Raw genomic sequence first — 13,784 nt, forward strand, 5'->3', positions numbered from 1 at the left:
ATTGCCTCCGCCCTCTTCCGGGGTAGCCGCCACGGCGGCAATGGCATACTGGGGTTTTCCGGCACGAGACTCCCCCATGCGCCTGTTGCCCGCCCTCGCCTTCGGCACGTTGCTGCTGCCGCTGGCGGCCTACGCCAACGACCCGAACTCGTACGCCCAGCCCGAGCAGGTGCGGGTGACGCATCTGGACCTGGACCTGACGATCGACTTCCCGCACCGGCAGCTCGACGGCCAGGCCACGCTGAAGCTGGACTGGAAGAACCCCGGGGCGCAGTCGCTGGTGCTGGACACGCGCGACCTGAAAATCGCCAGGGTCGAGGCGCTGGCCGCCGACGGCAAGGCCACGCCGCTGAAATACGCACTGGCGCCGCGCGACAAGGCGCTGGGCAGCAAGCTGACCATCGCCACGCCGAAGCATCCGGCGCAGGTGCGCATCGTCTACACCACCTCGCCCGGGGCGTCCGGCCTGCAGTGGCTGACCCCGGCGCAGACCGCCGACAAGAAACTGCCGTTCATGTTCTCGCAGTCGGAATCCATCCACGCGCGTTCGTGGGTGCCGCTGCAGGATTCGCCGGCGGTGCGCTTCACCTACGACGCCCGCGTCAAGGCGCCGAAGGACGTGCGCGTGGCGATGAGCGCGATCAACGACGCGAAGCATCCGCTGGACGGCGAATTCCGCTTCGACCAGCCGCACCCGATCCCGTCCTACCTGCTGGCGATCGCCGCGGGCGACCTGGCGGTGAAGGAGACCGGGCCGCGTTCGGCCGTCTATGCGGAGCCGTCGGTGGTGGACAAGGCCGCGCATGAATTCGAGGACACCGAGAAGCTGATCGCCGCCACCGAGCAGCTGTACGGCCCGTATGCCTGGGGCCGCTACGACATCCTGGTGCTGCCGCCGTCGTTCCCGTTCGGCGGCATGGAGAACCCGAACATGACGTTCGCCACGCCGACCGTGCTGGTCGGCGACAAGAGCCTGGTCTCGCTGGTCTCGCATGAGCTGGCGCACTCGTGGTCGGGCAACCTGGTGACCAGCGCCGCCTGGCGCGACATCTGGCTCAACGAGGGCTTCACCACCTACGTGCAGGGCCGCATCACCGAGGCGGTGTACGGCAAGGCGCTGGCCGACGAGGAGGCGCTGCTGTCCGCCCGCGCGCTGCAGAAGGGCATCGGCGCGATGGCCGCCAACGCGCAGAAGCTGGCGCCCGACCCGCGCGGCATCGGCGCCGACGATGCGCTGTCCGACGTGGCCTACGACAAGGGCTCGTGGTTCCTGCGCACGCTGGAGCAGCGCTTCGGCCGCGAGCCGTTCGACGCGTACCTGAAGGGCTACTTCCACCACTTCGCGTTCCAGAGCATCACCACCGAACAGATGCTCGACTACATGAAGCCGAACCTGATCGAGAAGTACCCCGGCAAGATGAGCTGGGACGAGGTGAAGGCCTGGGTCTACGGCGAAGGCATCCCCAAGGATGCGCCGCTGCCCGACTCGCCGCGCTTCAACGCGATCGACCAGGAGCGTAGCGACTTCCTTGCCGGCAAGCTGGCCGCGGGCAAGCTCGACGCCAAGGGCTGGAACACGCAGGAGTGGATGTACTTCCTCGACCGCCTGCCCGATGTGGCACCGCTGGACAAGCTGCAGCAACTCGACGCCGCCTGGCACCTGACCGGCACGCCGAACGCGGAGATCGGCATGCGCTGGTACAGCCACGCGATTGCCGCCGGCGACAAGGCCGTGTGGAGCGCCGCCGCCGAGCACATGACCCGGATCGGCCGCATCTACCTGACCACGCCGCTGTACAAGGCGTTCGTGAAAACGCCGGAAGGCCTGGCCTACGCCGAGCAGGTCTACGCCAGGGCAAAGGCCGGCTACCACCCGCTGACCCAGCAGGTAGTCGAAGGCATCATCGCCAAGGCGAAGAAGGCGAAATAACCCACATGCTCCTCCCCCTGCTCAGCAGGGGGAGGTTGGAGGGGGTGAAGCTCTTGGCTCAGGATCAAGAGCACCCCACCCCGACCCTCCCCTGCGATGCAGGGGAGGGAGTATTCCCAGCCACGACCCATCCAAGAAGCCGCCATGCCGCCATCAACGAACAGCACCACCCCGCTCTGGAAACGCATGCTGTGGCGCCGGCTGAAATTCCTGGCGTGGCTGGCGGCACTGCTGGCGATCGTGCTGGGCGGCAGCTACCTGTTCGCGCCGCAATGGCTGATGCAGGCGGATACTGCGCGCCAGGCGATGGCGGCGCACCTGGACAAGCAGGCGGTACAGGTCGGCGACACGCACTGGATCTACTACGAGGGCGGCCAGGGGCCGACCATCGTGCTGCTGCACGGCTTCGATGCCGACAAGAGCGTGTGGCTGCAGACGGCGAAGCTGCTCACGCCGCACTTCCACCTGATCATTCCCGACCTGCCCGGCTGGGGCGAATCCTCGCGCGACGCCGGCGCGAGCTACAACATCGACGCGCAGGCCGCGCGCCTCGACGGCTTCGTGCAGGCGCTGGGCCTGCAGCACTTCGTGCTGGTCGGCCACTCGATGGGCGGCGCGGTCGCCGGGGTGTACGCCAGCGCACATCCCGAGCACGTGGCCGCATTGGCCCTGGTCGACGCGTTCGGCCTGAAGGGCAAGGTGAATGGGTTCGACCGCGACGCGCTGGCCGGCAGGAACCCGTTCGTGTTCGACGACCGCGCCGGCTTCGAACGCGCCATCGCGCTGGCCTTCGAGAAACCGCTCGACCTGCCCGGCCGTTTCGCCGACGTGTTCGTCGAGCGCAACCGGCGCGACCGCGCCTTCATCGAGCGCACCTTCGACGAGCTGCGCGTGCCGTCGCAATACCTCTCCGTGCAGAATCGGCTCGGCCAGCTCACCATGCCGGTACTGGGCCTGTGGTGCCACGACGACCGCATCGTGGACATCTCCGCGCTGGACAGCCTGCGCAACGGCCTGACCGCCGCCAGCGCGATCAGCACCAGCACCATCAACGGCTGCAACCACATGCCGATGCTGGAAAAGCCCGAGCAGACCACGCAGATCCTCACCGGCTTCGCGCTGTCGCACTGAGCCCCGGCGCCGCCATCGTCGGTTGCTGAACGGTTCCGCCCCTCCCTAGCGCATCATTGTGAATTGCGTATGACAACATGGGAGAATGCCGTCGTGACGCCGTGGTCATGGCGTACCCATGCGCGTGAAGGCAGGACAGTGCAGCAAGCGATGAAACGGAATCCCTGGCGCATCTTCGTGGACGCGGTGATGCGGATGTCCGCCACCCGTGCCAACTACTGGTCCGAGCTGGGCGTGGACGGCGTACTGTGCGTGCTGTTGCTGGTGCTGGGCTGGCAAAGGCATGCGGGCGGCCCGCTGACCGCGCTGCTGGCGATCGGCCTGGGCCTGTTCGCCTTCAGCTTCATCGAGTACTTCTTCCACCGCTGGATGTTCCACACGCGGGTCCCGCTGTTCGCGCAGGGCCACGACCAGCACCATGCGCGGCCGCTGGGCTACGACTCGCTGCCGTTCTTCCTGCCGCCGGCGGTGCTGTTGGCGCTGGCCGGCGTGTTCGTGCTGCTCATGCCGACCGGCTTCGCCCTGCTGCTGGCCGGCGCGATCACCTTCGGCTACATCGTCTACGGCCTGGGCCACTTCATCATCCACCACGTGCGCTTCCGGCAACCGCTGCTGCGGCGCTGGGCCGCCGCCCACCACGTGCACCACTACCACCCCGAGAGCAACTTCGGGGTCACCACGCCGTTGTGGGACGTGCTGCTGGGCACGCGCTACGTGCGGCAGCCCGGGAGCCGCTGAACCGGGTCGCCCGCGGGCATCAATCGGCCACGTCGGCGACCAGCCGGTCCAGCTCCGCCTTCAGGATCGCGCCGTGCTGGCGCAGCCAGTCGCGCTGCTCGCGCCAGTCCGGGAACAGGTTCCCGACCTGCGTCCAGAACCGCGGCGAGTGGTTGCGCACCTTGAGGTGGCACAGCTCGTGCGCCAGCACGTAGCGCAGCGCCGATGGCGGCGCCAGCGCCAGCGCGAGGTCGAGGTTGATGCGGTCGCGGGTGTCCAGGCTGCCCCACAGGCTCTTCATCGGGCGGATCCGCAGCGAGGTCGGCGCCAGCCCCAGCTGCGGCACGTAGCCGGCCAGCCAGCGCGAGACGTCGCGGCGGATCAGCGTTTCCAGGTGCGAGGCGAGCAGGCCGCGGGCGATCGGCAGCGCGCGGGTGTGCGGGCGCGGGATCACCAGGGTCAGCCCGGTCGCGTGCGGCTCGATCTTCGGATAGGCGCCCTCGGCCCAGTCCAGCTCGGCCAGCTCGCCGCGCAGCGGGAAATTGCACGGATAGCCCACGCGCAGCGGCGGCAACGGCTTCACGATCAGGTTCAGCTCGTCGAGCTTCTGCTCCAGCCAGCCGGCGTGGCTGCGCAGGAATGCACTGACCTGGGCCGGGTGGGTGCCGAGCGGATAGGTCACCCGCGCGCCCTGCGGCGTTACCGTGAGGCGCAGCCGGCGGGCACGCGGATGGGCGGTCTTCAGCACCCGGATGATGCTGCCGCCCACGGTTGCCAGTTCCAGCCAGTCGCCTTCCAGATGCTGCGCCATGATCCTGCCTGCTCTTGCCTGGGCCTGTTCAGATCAGAGATGGGGAATCCGGCTGCCCGCAGGTGGCCGGACGCCCAGTATGGCGCGCCCGTGGACCGGGCGGTATGAATTTTTTCGTTCAGCCGTCGGCCGGACGCGGCAGGCCGAACCACTCCTCCAGCTTGCCCAGCAGCCGCTCCAGTTCCAGCGTCAGCAGGGCGAAACCGGCGTCCAGCTCGGCATGGGCGTCGGTCTGGCTGTCGCCCAGCTCGTCCATCACCACGTCGAGGAACTTCAGCTTGCGCACGATCAGGTCCTCGCCCAGCACGAAGCTGATCCGCTCATCGAACGTGAGACCGAGCATGAACACCTGCTTGCCGTTGCGCAGGTGCTCCTTGACCTCCTCGGCGTCCAGGTCCTGCCGGCGGCAGCGGGCGATCGCGCCGGTGGCGGTGGCCGGGTCGCGCAGTTCGCATTCGTCGCCCAGGGCGAGGCCGGCCGGCAGGTTGCCGTTGGCCAGCCAGTCGGTCATCAGCACGCGCGGGCCTTCCTCCGGCGCCAGCGGCACCGCCGGGAAGCTGCCCAGCGCTTCGCGGACCTGGGTCAGCGCGTTCTCGGCCGATTTGCGGCTGGAAGTGTCCAGCACCAGCCAGCCATGCTTGCGGTCGACGTAGGCGGACATCCGCGAATTGCGCACGAAGGCGCGCGGCAGCAGTTCGGTGAGCAGGTCTTCCTTGATCCGCTTGCGCTCGCGGCCGCCGACCTTGCGGCCCTCTTCCTCGGCGATCTTCTGCACCTTGCGCTGCAATTCGTCGTTGATCACCGCGGCCGGCAGCAGCTTGTCCTCACCGCCCACGGTCAGCAGGGTGCACTGCTTCACCGTGTGCGTGAGCGGCTCGCCCTCGCCGCGCCCGACCGGCGGCACGAAGCCCTTGGTGAACATTTCCAGCGGCCCGCACGGGCGCAGCCGGTGTTCGGCCAGCGCCTCGTCGAGGCGGCTCAGGTCATCGGCAACGGCGGGGGAAAAACGGAACAGCGTGAGGTTGCGAAAAAACATTCGGTATCCGGATGAAGTGAGGCCCGAAGGCGAGGTTTCAGCTCTCGCCGTTCGCCCTGAGCGTAGCGCAGCAAAGTCGAAGGGCACGGTACGACACCCTTCGACCTCGGCCCTTCGGGCCTACGCTCAGGGCGAACGGTGTGCGGGCTGATGTAATGATCGACAAGACATCAGCGGATGACGGCGGCGACCGCGGCGGCGACGGTGTCCAGGTTCGCCTGGTTCAGCGCCGCCACGCAGATGCGCCCGCTGTCGAGCGCGTAGATCGCATGTTCGTCGCGCAGCCGGTGAACCTGCGCCTTGCTCAGGCCGGAGTACGAGAACATGCCGGCCTGGCGGTTGATGAAGCCGAAATCCGGTGCACCGTGCGCGGCCAGCCGTTCGACGAAGCCGGCGCGCATCGCGTGGATGCGCTCGCGCATGCCGCCCAGCTCCTGCTCCCAGCGCGCGTGCAGCTCGGCGCTGCCGAGCACGCCGGCGACCAGCGCGGCGCCGTGCGTGGACGGGCTGGAATAGTTCGCGCGGATGGTCTGCTTGATCTTCGACAGCAGCCGCGCCGCCTCGTCGCGGTCGGCGCCGACCATCGACAGCGCGCCGACCCGCTCGCCGTACAGCGAGAACGACTTGGAGTACGAATTGGCGACCACGAACGCCTCGATCCCCGACGAGGCCAGCAGGCGCACGCCGGCGGCATCGGCATCGGTGCCCTGGGCGAAGCCCTGGTAGGCCATGTCGACGAACGGCAGCAGCCGGCGCTCCCTGAGCAGCGCGATCACCTGCTGCCACTGCGCCGCGTCCAGGTCGACGCCGGTCGGGTTGTGGCAGCACGCGTGCAGCAGCACCACGGTGCCGGGCTCGAGCTTGCCCAGGTCCTGCAGCATGCCGGCGAAGTCCAGGCCGTGGCTGGCCGGGTCGTAGTAGCGGTACTCCAGCAGTGCGAAACCGGCGGTGCGGAACACCGCGTGGTGGTTGCCCCAGCTGGGGTTGCTGATGGCGATCTTCGCGCCCGCCCCGGCCACCTGCTTGAGCAGGTCGGCCGCCACCCGCAGCGCGCCGCTGCCGCCGACGGTCTGCACGGTGGCCACGCGGCCGGCCGCCAGCAGCGGCGAACCGGCGCCGAATACCAGCTGCTGGGTCGCCTGGTTGTACGCCGGCATGCCGTCGATCGGCAGGTAGCCGCGCGGCTTCGCCGCGGCGGCCAGCGCTTGCTCCACCTCGCGTACGCTCGGCAGCAGCGGGATGCGGCCCTGCTCGTCGACGTAGATGCCCACGCCCAGGTTGATCTTGCCCGGGCGCGGATCGGCCACGTAGGTTTCGGTGAGGCCCAGGATCGGATCGCCCGGGGCCATTTCAACGGATGCAAAGAAGGACACGGCGGTTACTCGGCTCAGGTGGTGGAGGGGTGGAGGGTTCGGGCCGGCGCGGTCTCGTCCGCTGCGTCGCCGGGCCAGGCCGGCGGCGCGGCGGACGGCGCGCCGAAGCTGAAATCGAACAGCCGGCGGTCGGCCAGCTGCGAGGGCGACACGTGGCCCAGCGCGCGGAAGATGTTCTCGCTGCGCCCGGGCTGCTGCCGTTCCCATTCGGCCAGCATGCGCTGCACCGCCTTGCGCTGCAGGTTGTCCTGCGAGCCGCACAGGTTGCACGGGATGATCGGGAACTGCCGCTGCGCCGCGTATTCGGCGATGTCGCTTTCGCGGCAATACGCCAGCGGGCGGATCACCACGTGGCGGCCGTCGTCCGAGCGCAGCTTCGGCGGCATCGCCTTCAGCTGCGCCTGGTAGAACAGGTTGAGGAAGAACGTGGCGAGGATATCGTCGCGATGGTGGCCCAGCGCGATCTTGGTGATGCCGTTGTCCGCGGCCCAGGTGTACAGCGCGCCGCGGCGCAGCCGCGAGCACAGGCTGCACATGGTCTTGCCGGCGGCGATCACCCGCGTCACCGTGCTGTAGGTGTCCTGCTCGACGATGTGGAACGGCACGCCGCGCGCGGTGAGGTAATCCGGCAGCACGTGCGCAGGGAAGTCCGGCTGTTTCTGGTCCAGGTTCACCGCGATCAGCTCGAAGCGCACCGGCGCCTTCGCCTGCAGTTGCAGCAGCAGGTCCAGCAGGGTGTACGAATCCTTGCCGCCGGACAGGCACACCATCACCCTGTCGCCGTCCTCGATCATGCCGAAGTCGCCGATCGCCCGGCCCACCTGCTGGCGCAGGCGCGAGGCCAGCTTGCCGGCCTCGGCGGCGGCGACAGGTGGACGGGGGATCCCGGGTTGGGCGGACATGGCGGCTGGCAGGACGACGGGGAACGCCCATTGTAGCCCGCCGGACGCCCCGCCACCGGCCGACGAACGGCGTTAAACTCAAGGAACCGCCCCAGCAGCCGCCGACGCCATGCAGGTTCAGGATCACGCCGAGATCGTCCATCTTCTGGCCGAGTTGCGGATGGAGCATCGGGATCTCGACGCGGCGATCGAGCAGCTCGACGCGGCGATCGGCCGCGACGAACTGCAACTGACCCGGCTGAAGAAGCGCAAGCTGCTGCTGAAGGACAACATCGCCCGGCTCGAGAGCAAGCTGATCCCCGACCTCGACGCCTGAATACCGCACCGGACTCCCATGAACCCGTTCGCCCCGATCCGTCTGCACGACGAGCACGTCGTGCTGGAACCCTTGAGCCTCGACCACGTGCCGGCACTGGAAGCGGCCGCTGCCGACGGCGAACTGTGGAACCTCGCGGTCACCAGCGTGCCGCCGCCGGGACAGGCGCGCGCTTACGTCGAGAAGGCGCTGCAGGGCCAGGCCGAGGGGCACATGCTGCCGTTCGCCGTGCGCGAGGCCCGCCGCGGCGAGATCGTCGGCAGCACCCGCTACTACGAGATCGACACTGCGCTGCCGCGCCTGGCCATCGGCTATACCTGGTACGCGAAACGCTGGCAGAAGACCCACCTCAACACCGCCTGCAAGCGCCTGCTGCTGGAGCACGCGTTCGAAGCGCTGGACTGCGTGGCCGTCGCCTTCCATACCGATGAATTGAACGAGGATTCGCAGCGCGCGATCGAACGCCTCGGCGCGCAGCGCGAAGGCGTGCTGCGCGCGCACAAGCGGCGCACCGACGGCAGCCTGCGCAACACGGTCTGCTTCAGCATCCTCGCCGACGAATGGCCGAACGTGGCGAACTGGCTGGAGATGCGCCTGAGCCGCCTGACCGCTTCGTAGGGCGGGCACAGCCCGCCGCTTTCGCCGCGGCGTATCGAAAAACCGGCGGGCATTGCCCGCCCTACGAAACTTGCCGCGCAATCGTAGGAGCGCACCCTGTGCGCGAATGCTCTTGGCACCGATCGACATCAAAGCATTCGCGCACAGGGTGCGCTCCTACAGCAGCCGGTTGACCAGGCGGTCCAGCCGCGTGCGGTTCAATCGCCGCAACAGCCGGCGCACTTCGGCCGGGTAGCGCCGCGGGCTTTCCAGCGCGCGGTAATCGGCCAGGCGCGTGGCATGCCGGCGCAGGGCCGCCCACTCCGCCTCGTGCTTCGCCTGCAGCAGCCGCGCGGGATCGCGCAGCACCAGGCCGTTTTCCAGATCCAGCGACCACGCGCGCGGGTTGAGGTTGTTGCCGGTCAGCACGGCCACGTCGTCGTCGATGAACAGGCCTTTCAGGTGGTAGCTGTTGTCGCCATCGCGCCACAGGTGCAGGTTGAGCTGGCCGCTCTCGATCTGCCGGCGATGCGCCCGCGCGAAGCGGCGCAGGTTGTTCTCGTACAGGTACGGCAGCAGGCCGATCGTCTTGAACGGTTGTCCCGGCGGGATGTAGAAATCGTTGGCGACCTTGTCGCCGACCATGACGTCGAGGGTGCAGCCGCGGCGCAGCAGCTGGCCCAGCACCGCCCGCACCGGCCGCGGCAGGTTGAAGTACGGCGTCAGCAGGATCAGCCGCCGGCGCGCGCCGCCCAGCAGCGCCAGCAACGCCTCGTTGAGCGCGTTGTCGCCGCGGCCGAAGCCGAGCAGCGGCGTCACCGCCACCTCGCCGATGCCCGGCGTGTCGCGCGGAACCTCGTACGCGGCGCGCTGCAATTCCTGGCGGAACTCGCGGATCGCCGGCTGCAGCATCTTCGTGGACGGCACCTCCGCTACGTCCAGCCGGCGCACCGCCGCGCTTTCGGCGAAGTACCGCTGCACGAATGCCGCCATCGCATCGGCCAGGCCGCGATGGCGCAGCAGGTGGTAGCGGTCGAGCCGGTAGCGTCCGTACCGCGCCAGGTAGACGTCGTTGAGGCTGGCGCCGCTGTACAGCACCGCGTCGTCGATCACGAAGCCCTTCAGGTGCAACACGCCGAACAGCTCGCGGTTCTGCACCGGCACGCCGTGGATTTCCACGCCCGGCCCCAGCCGCGCGGCGCACTCGCGGTACATGCCCGCATTGCCTTCGTTCTTCTGCTTGCCGATCAGGCCGCGCTGCGCACGATGCCAGTCGACGAACACCGACACCTGCAGCGCCGGCCGGCGCGCCTTCGCCGCGTACAGCGCGTCGAGCACCTCGCGGCCGCCGTCGTCGTCCTGCAGGTACAGCGCCACGATCACGATGCGCCGGGTGGCCTGCGCGATGCGCTGCAGCAGCTCGCGCCGGAACGCTGCCGGATCCGGCAGCACGTCGATGGCCCCGGCGGGGATGGCGAAGGACGGCAGCGCGACCGGCGCCGTGCGCGGCTTGCGCCGGAACGGCAGCAGGCGCGCAAGTCGGCCGGGAGCGGTGATCAGCTTGTTCATGACGGCGCCGTGGTGCAACGGCGCCCATCATCGCAAACCACGGCGCGCGCGCCTACCGCGGACTACTTCCCCGCTGCGCGCGGCTGCACCTCGATGGTGGCGGTCATGCCGGCGGCGATCAGCGTGTCGGGCGGCAGCTTGCCGGTATCGATCGCGATGCGCACCGGCACCCGCTGCGCCAGCCGCACCCAGTTGAAGGTGGGATTGACGTCGGCCAGCAAGTCGCTGCCGGTGGGGTTGTCGCGGTCGGTGATGCCGCGGGCGATCCCGGTGATGGTGCCCTTCAGGTGCACGCCGCCGGCCATCAGGCGGATGTCGACCGGGTCGCCCACGCGCAGCTGCGGCAACTTGGTCTCCTCGAAATAGCCGTAGATGTAATAGCCGTGGCTGTCGATCAGGGCCAGCCGCGGGCTGCCGGTACTGGCGTAGTCGCCGACGCGGATGTCGAGGTTGGTGACGTAACCGTCCACCGGCGCGCGCACCTCGGTGCGCTCGAGATTGAGCCTGGCCTGGTCCAGCGCGACCTGCGCCTGCTCCACCGCGGCCTGCGCCTGCTCGCGCACCGCCGAGGCCTGGCTGCCGCCGGCCTGCGCCTGGGCCCAGGTGGCGCGGGCGGAGTTCGCGGTGGCGGTGGCATTGGCGCGTTCTTCCTGGGTGACGATGCCGCCCAGGCGCTGGCGGCGCGCGGCCTCTTCCGCCCGCATGTCGTATTCGGCCTTGCGCGCCGCGGCGCTGGCCAGCGCCGCGCCGATGTTGGCGCCGGCGGCCCGGGCGCTGGCCTCGGCGGCATCCAGGTTCGCCTGCGCCTGGCCGACCGCGTAGCGGAACCGCGCGGGGTCGATGTCGAACAGCAGGTCGCCCTTGTGCACGAACTGGTTGTCGCTCACCTCCACGCGGGTGACCAGGCCGGAGACATCCGGCGCGATCCGCACCACCTCGGCGCGCACGCGGCCATCGCGGGTCCACGGCGAATACAGGTAGTGCTTCCACAGGGCGTGGCCGAGCAGGGCCGCCACGATGACGATGATGCCGGTGACGGCAAGGCGCAGCAGCAGGGGTTTGTTGTTCATGGAAGGGGACTCAGTGGATCAGCAACAGTCCGGCGGCGCCGAACAGGCAGACGAACAGCGCCAGCCGCACCAGCGATGGGTGCAGCACGTAGCGGTACAGGCCGAGCCGGCCGAGCACCGTATCGAACAGCCACATCAGCAGCAGGCAACCGAAGAAGACCACGACCAGGCCGGGCATCATGGCTCCGCCGATCGACACTTCATGAGGCATGGACAGGCTCCTCAGCCGCCGGCATGTACGGCGCCAGCGCCGATTCGTCGTCGCGCAGCACGCTGCGCAGCTGGTGAAGGTGCAGCAGCACGCGGCGGCTGCCGGCCTGTGCGCCCGACTGGCCGCGCACGATCTCCGTGATCGCCTCGGTGACCGTCTGCTCGGCCTGCTGCCAGCGCGCGGGGTCCGGTGCCTCGAACAGCCGCGCCACGGCCTGCACCGCCTGCTGCGCCGGCTGCTCCACCGAGGCCGGCAACTGGCTGCCGGCCATGTCCTGGCGCAGTTCGATCAGGCCGCGGCCGCACTCGTGCACGGTCAACGCCCAGGCCAGCAGGTCGCGCGATTCGCGGCTGTCCGGCCGGGTATACGTCACCACCTGCAGGAAGAGATCGCGATTCACGCTCTCGAAGCGGTATGCCAGCCCCGCCAACGGCGCACTGGCGGCCTGCACCACCTGCCGGCGCAACTGGCGCAGCTGGCGCGCGCGCTGCCAGCCGGTGCCGGTGATCGCGGGGATCGCCATGAAAGCCACTGCGCAGAGCCCGAACCCGGCCAGCTGCGCGATCGCCTCGTTGATGAAGAACGCCGGGTCGTAGCTCATCCGGTTGGTCAGCAGCATGCTGGAGACGAAACCGATGCCGTAGCCCACGCCCATGGTGGAAACCGCCGGCTTCGACTGCACGTAGAAGCCGGGAATCAGGAACGGGAGCGTGGCCACGATGAACATCGTGTAGCCGTCGCAGCGCGGCAGCAGCCCGAACGTGACGACGAACGCCACCGCCATGCCCACCCCCTGCGCGAACAGCGTGTGGAACGCCGCCGAGACCGGGTTCGGCGCCATCGCCAGCAGGCCGGCGAAGATCGTGGCGATCAGCATCGCGCTGGCCCCGTGCGGCCAGCCGCTGGCCAGCCAGAACACGCTCAGGGCGACCATCGTGAGGAAGGTGCGCAGCACCGCCAGGCCGGCACTGGCGTAGTCGTTGCCGCGGCGGAACTGCACCCGCTCCACGTTGCCGCGCAGGCGCTTTGCGCGCAGCGAGTTCTCCACCAGGGCGAAGTCGCGCAACTCGTCGGCGAAGCGTTGCAGCAGGATCGCGCCGGTATCGAAGTCCAGCCGCGCCGGCGCCGGCAGCGCATCGCGCAATTGCCGCGCCAGCGCCGGCAGCACCTGCTCGCAGGCCTGCAGCCGCGGCGCCAGCACGGCCGGGTCATGCTGCTGCGCCGGCTCCGGCGACAATGCCTCACCGATCGGCCGGTACAGCGCGATCAGCGCATCGGCGGCATCGGCGCGGCCGTTGCGCTGCAGCCGGTTGATCAGGTGATGCACCGACTGGAACGTGGTGGTGGCGGACATGTAGAACTGGTTGATCAGGCGGATGCGACTGCTGCGCGCGCGCGCCTCGGGATCCTCGAAGATCACCGCGGCGCGCAGGTTTTCCAGCTGCACCGCGCCGCGCACGAAGCGCAGGTAGGCCTGCTCCATGTCGCGGCGGGCGATCGTGCCGCCGGTGCTGCGACGGGCGAAGTCCAGGAAGTGCCCGAACTGCTCGCGTGCACTGCGCCGCAGCACCTCGCGCAGGCGGGTGGGCAGCACCAGGTCGCTCACCGCGCCGGCCACGATCACGCCCAGCAGCACCTCGCTCACCCGCATCACCGCCGAGTCGAACACGGTGAGCGGATTACCGATCGCCGGCAAGGTGACGATCGCGGCGGTATAGCCGGCCAGCACGAAGCCGTAGGACATGAAGTTGCGGTACAGCGTGGCGCCGCCGGCGCACAGCGCCACCCACAACGACATCGACAGCAGGAACAGCTCGCGCTGCTGCGGGAACAGCGCCATCAGCAGCACGCCGAACACGCTGCCGGCCAGCGTGCCGATCGCCCGGTAGAAGCTCTTCGCCAGCACCATGCCGCTCTGCGGATGCATCAGCAGCGCCACGGTGATCATCGTGGTGGACGGCTTCTCCAGCTGCAGCCACATCGCCAACCAGGTCGCCGCATACAGCGCCAGCGCGGCCTTGAACACGAACAGCCACGCACTGCCCTCGCCGGCGAAGGCCTCGGCCAGCCATTGCCGGAGCGGGGGCCGCGTCCCGGATTCGATGACGGCGACGGTCACAG

At 69.2% G+C, this 13,784-nt stretch carries 13 protein-coding genes; 5 read left to right on the forward strand and 8 right to left on the reverse strand.

Features of this window, described 5'->3' with window-relative positions; genetic code table 11:
* Positions 1-76: 76 nt before the first annotated feature.
* The 3 genes from AC3WRN_RS14040 (at position 77) to AC3WRN_RS14050 (ending at position 3,799) form a co-directional block, all read left to right on the forward strand.
* The gene (locus AC3WRN_RS14040; protein ID WP_492623416.1) at positions 77-1,930 is read left to right on the forward strand and encodes a M1 family metallopeptidase; all 1,854 of its coding nucleotides are present in this window, start codon (positions 77-79) and stop codon (positions 1,928-1,930) included.
* 186 nt (positions 1,931-2,116) lie between these two features.
* Positions 2,117-3,061 (forward strand): alpha/beta fold hydrolase, encoded by a 945-nt coding sequence (locus AC3WRN_RS14045; RefSeq protein WP_492623453.1) that lies wholly within the window; start codon positions 2,117-2,119, stop codon positions 3,059-3,061.
* A gap of 150 nt (positions 3,062-3,211) precedes the next feature.
* Positions 3,212-3,799 (forward strand): sterol desaturase family protein, encoded by a 588-nt coding sequence (locus tag AC3WRN_RS14050; RefSeq protein WP_492623417.1) that lies wholly within the window; start codon positions 3,212-3,214, stop codon positions 3,797-3,799.
* Positions 3,800-3,818: 19 nt separating this feature from the next.
* Here AC3WRN_RS14050 and AC3WRN_RS14055 read toward each other — a convergent pair whose 3' ends face one another.
* The 4 genes from AC3WRN_RS14055 to ttcA form a co-directional block, all read right to left on the reverse strand.
* Complete coding sequence (locus AC3WRN_RS14055; protein ID WP_068092785.1) at positions 3,819-4,589, reverse strand: M48 family metallopeptidase; 771 nt, start codon at positions 4,587-4,589, stop codon at positions 3,819-3,821.
* Between the two features lie 118 nt (positions 4,590-4,707).
* Positions 4,708-5,625 (reverse strand): recombination-associated protein RdgC, encoded by a 918-nt coding sequence (locus AC3WRN_RS14060; RefSeq protein ID WP_492623418.1) that lies wholly within the window; start codon positions 5,623-5,625, stop codon positions 4,708-4,710.
* Positions 5,626-5,795: 170 nt separating this feature from the next.
* Complete coding sequence (locus tag AC3WRN_RS14065; RefSeq protein WP_492623419.1) at positions 5,796-6,998, reverse strand: amino acid aminotransferase; 1,203 nt, start codon at positions 6,996-6,998, stop codon at positions 5,796-5,798.
* A 14-nt stretch (positions 6,999-7,012) separates the two neighbouring features.
* Positions 7,013-7,900: a tRNA 2-thiocytidine(32) synthetase TtcA gene (gene ttcA, locus AC3WRN_RS14070; protein ID WP_492623420.1), complete on the reverse strand. Its 888-nt coding sequence runs from the start codon at positions 7,898-7,900 to the stop codon at positions 7,013-7,015.
* A 109-nt stretch (positions 7,901-8,009) separates the two neighbouring features.
* On the opposite strand from ttcA, the gene AC3WRN_RS14075 reads away from it, so the two are divergent.
* Together AC3WRN_RS14075 and AC3WRN_RS14080 are read left to right on the forward strand one after the other, a co-directional pair.
* The gene (locus AC3WRN_RS14075; RefSeq protein WP_492623421.1) at positions 8,010-8,216 is read left to right on the forward strand and encodes a YdcH family protein; all 207 of its coding nucleotides are present in this window, start codon (positions 8,010-8,012) and stop codon (positions 8,214-8,216) included.
* An 18-nt stretch (positions 8,217-8,234) separates the two neighbouring features.
* The gene (locus tag AC3WRN_RS14080; RefSeq protein ID WP_492623422.1) at positions 8,235-8,834 is read left to right on the forward strand and encodes a GNAT family N-acetyltransferase; all 600 of its coding nucleotides are present in this window, start codon (positions 8,235-8,237) and stop codon (positions 8,832-8,834) included.
* Positions 8,835-8,990: 156 nt separating this feature from the next.
* On the opposite strand, the gene pssA is transcribed toward AC3WRN_RS14080, so the two are convergent.
* The 4 genes from pssA to AC3WRN_RS14100 form a co-directional block, all read right to left on the reverse strand.
* Positions 8,991-10,382 carry a CDP-diacylglycerol--serine O-phosphatidyltransferase gene (gene pssA / locus AC3WRN_RS14085; protein ID WP_492623423.1) on the reverse strand — a complete coding sequence of 464 codons (1,392 nt, stop codon included), beginning with the start codon at positions 10,380-10,382 and terminating at the stop codon, positions 8,991-8,993.
* 62 nt (positions 10,383-10,444) lie between these two features.
* Positions 10,445-11,452 carry an HlyD family secretion protein gene (locus AC3WRN_RS14090; RefSeq protein WP_068092764.1) on the reverse strand — a complete coding sequence of 336 codons (1,008 nt, stop codon included), beginning with the start codon at positions 11,450-11,452 and terminating at the stop codon, positions 10,445-10,447.
* A 10-nt stretch (positions 11,453-11,462) separates the two neighbouring features.
* Entirely contained in the window at positions 11,463-11,663 is a 201-nt protein-coding gene (locus AC3WRN_RS14095; protein WP_068092762.1) for a DUF1656 domain-containing protein, read from the reverse strand.
* Positions 11,653-13,782, reverse strand: a complete 2,130-nt coding sequence (locus AC3WRN_RS14100) for an FUSC family protein (protein WP_082823663.1) — start codon at positions 13,780-13,782, stop codon at positions 11,653-11,655. The genes AC3WRN_RS14095 and AC3WRN_RS14100 overlap by 11 nt, the downstream gene beginning before the upstream one ends.
* Positions 13,783-13,784 lie beyond the last annotated feature (2 nt).

The sequence above is a fragment of the Rhodanobacter sp. FW101-FHT13A11 genome, assembly GCF_058790335.1.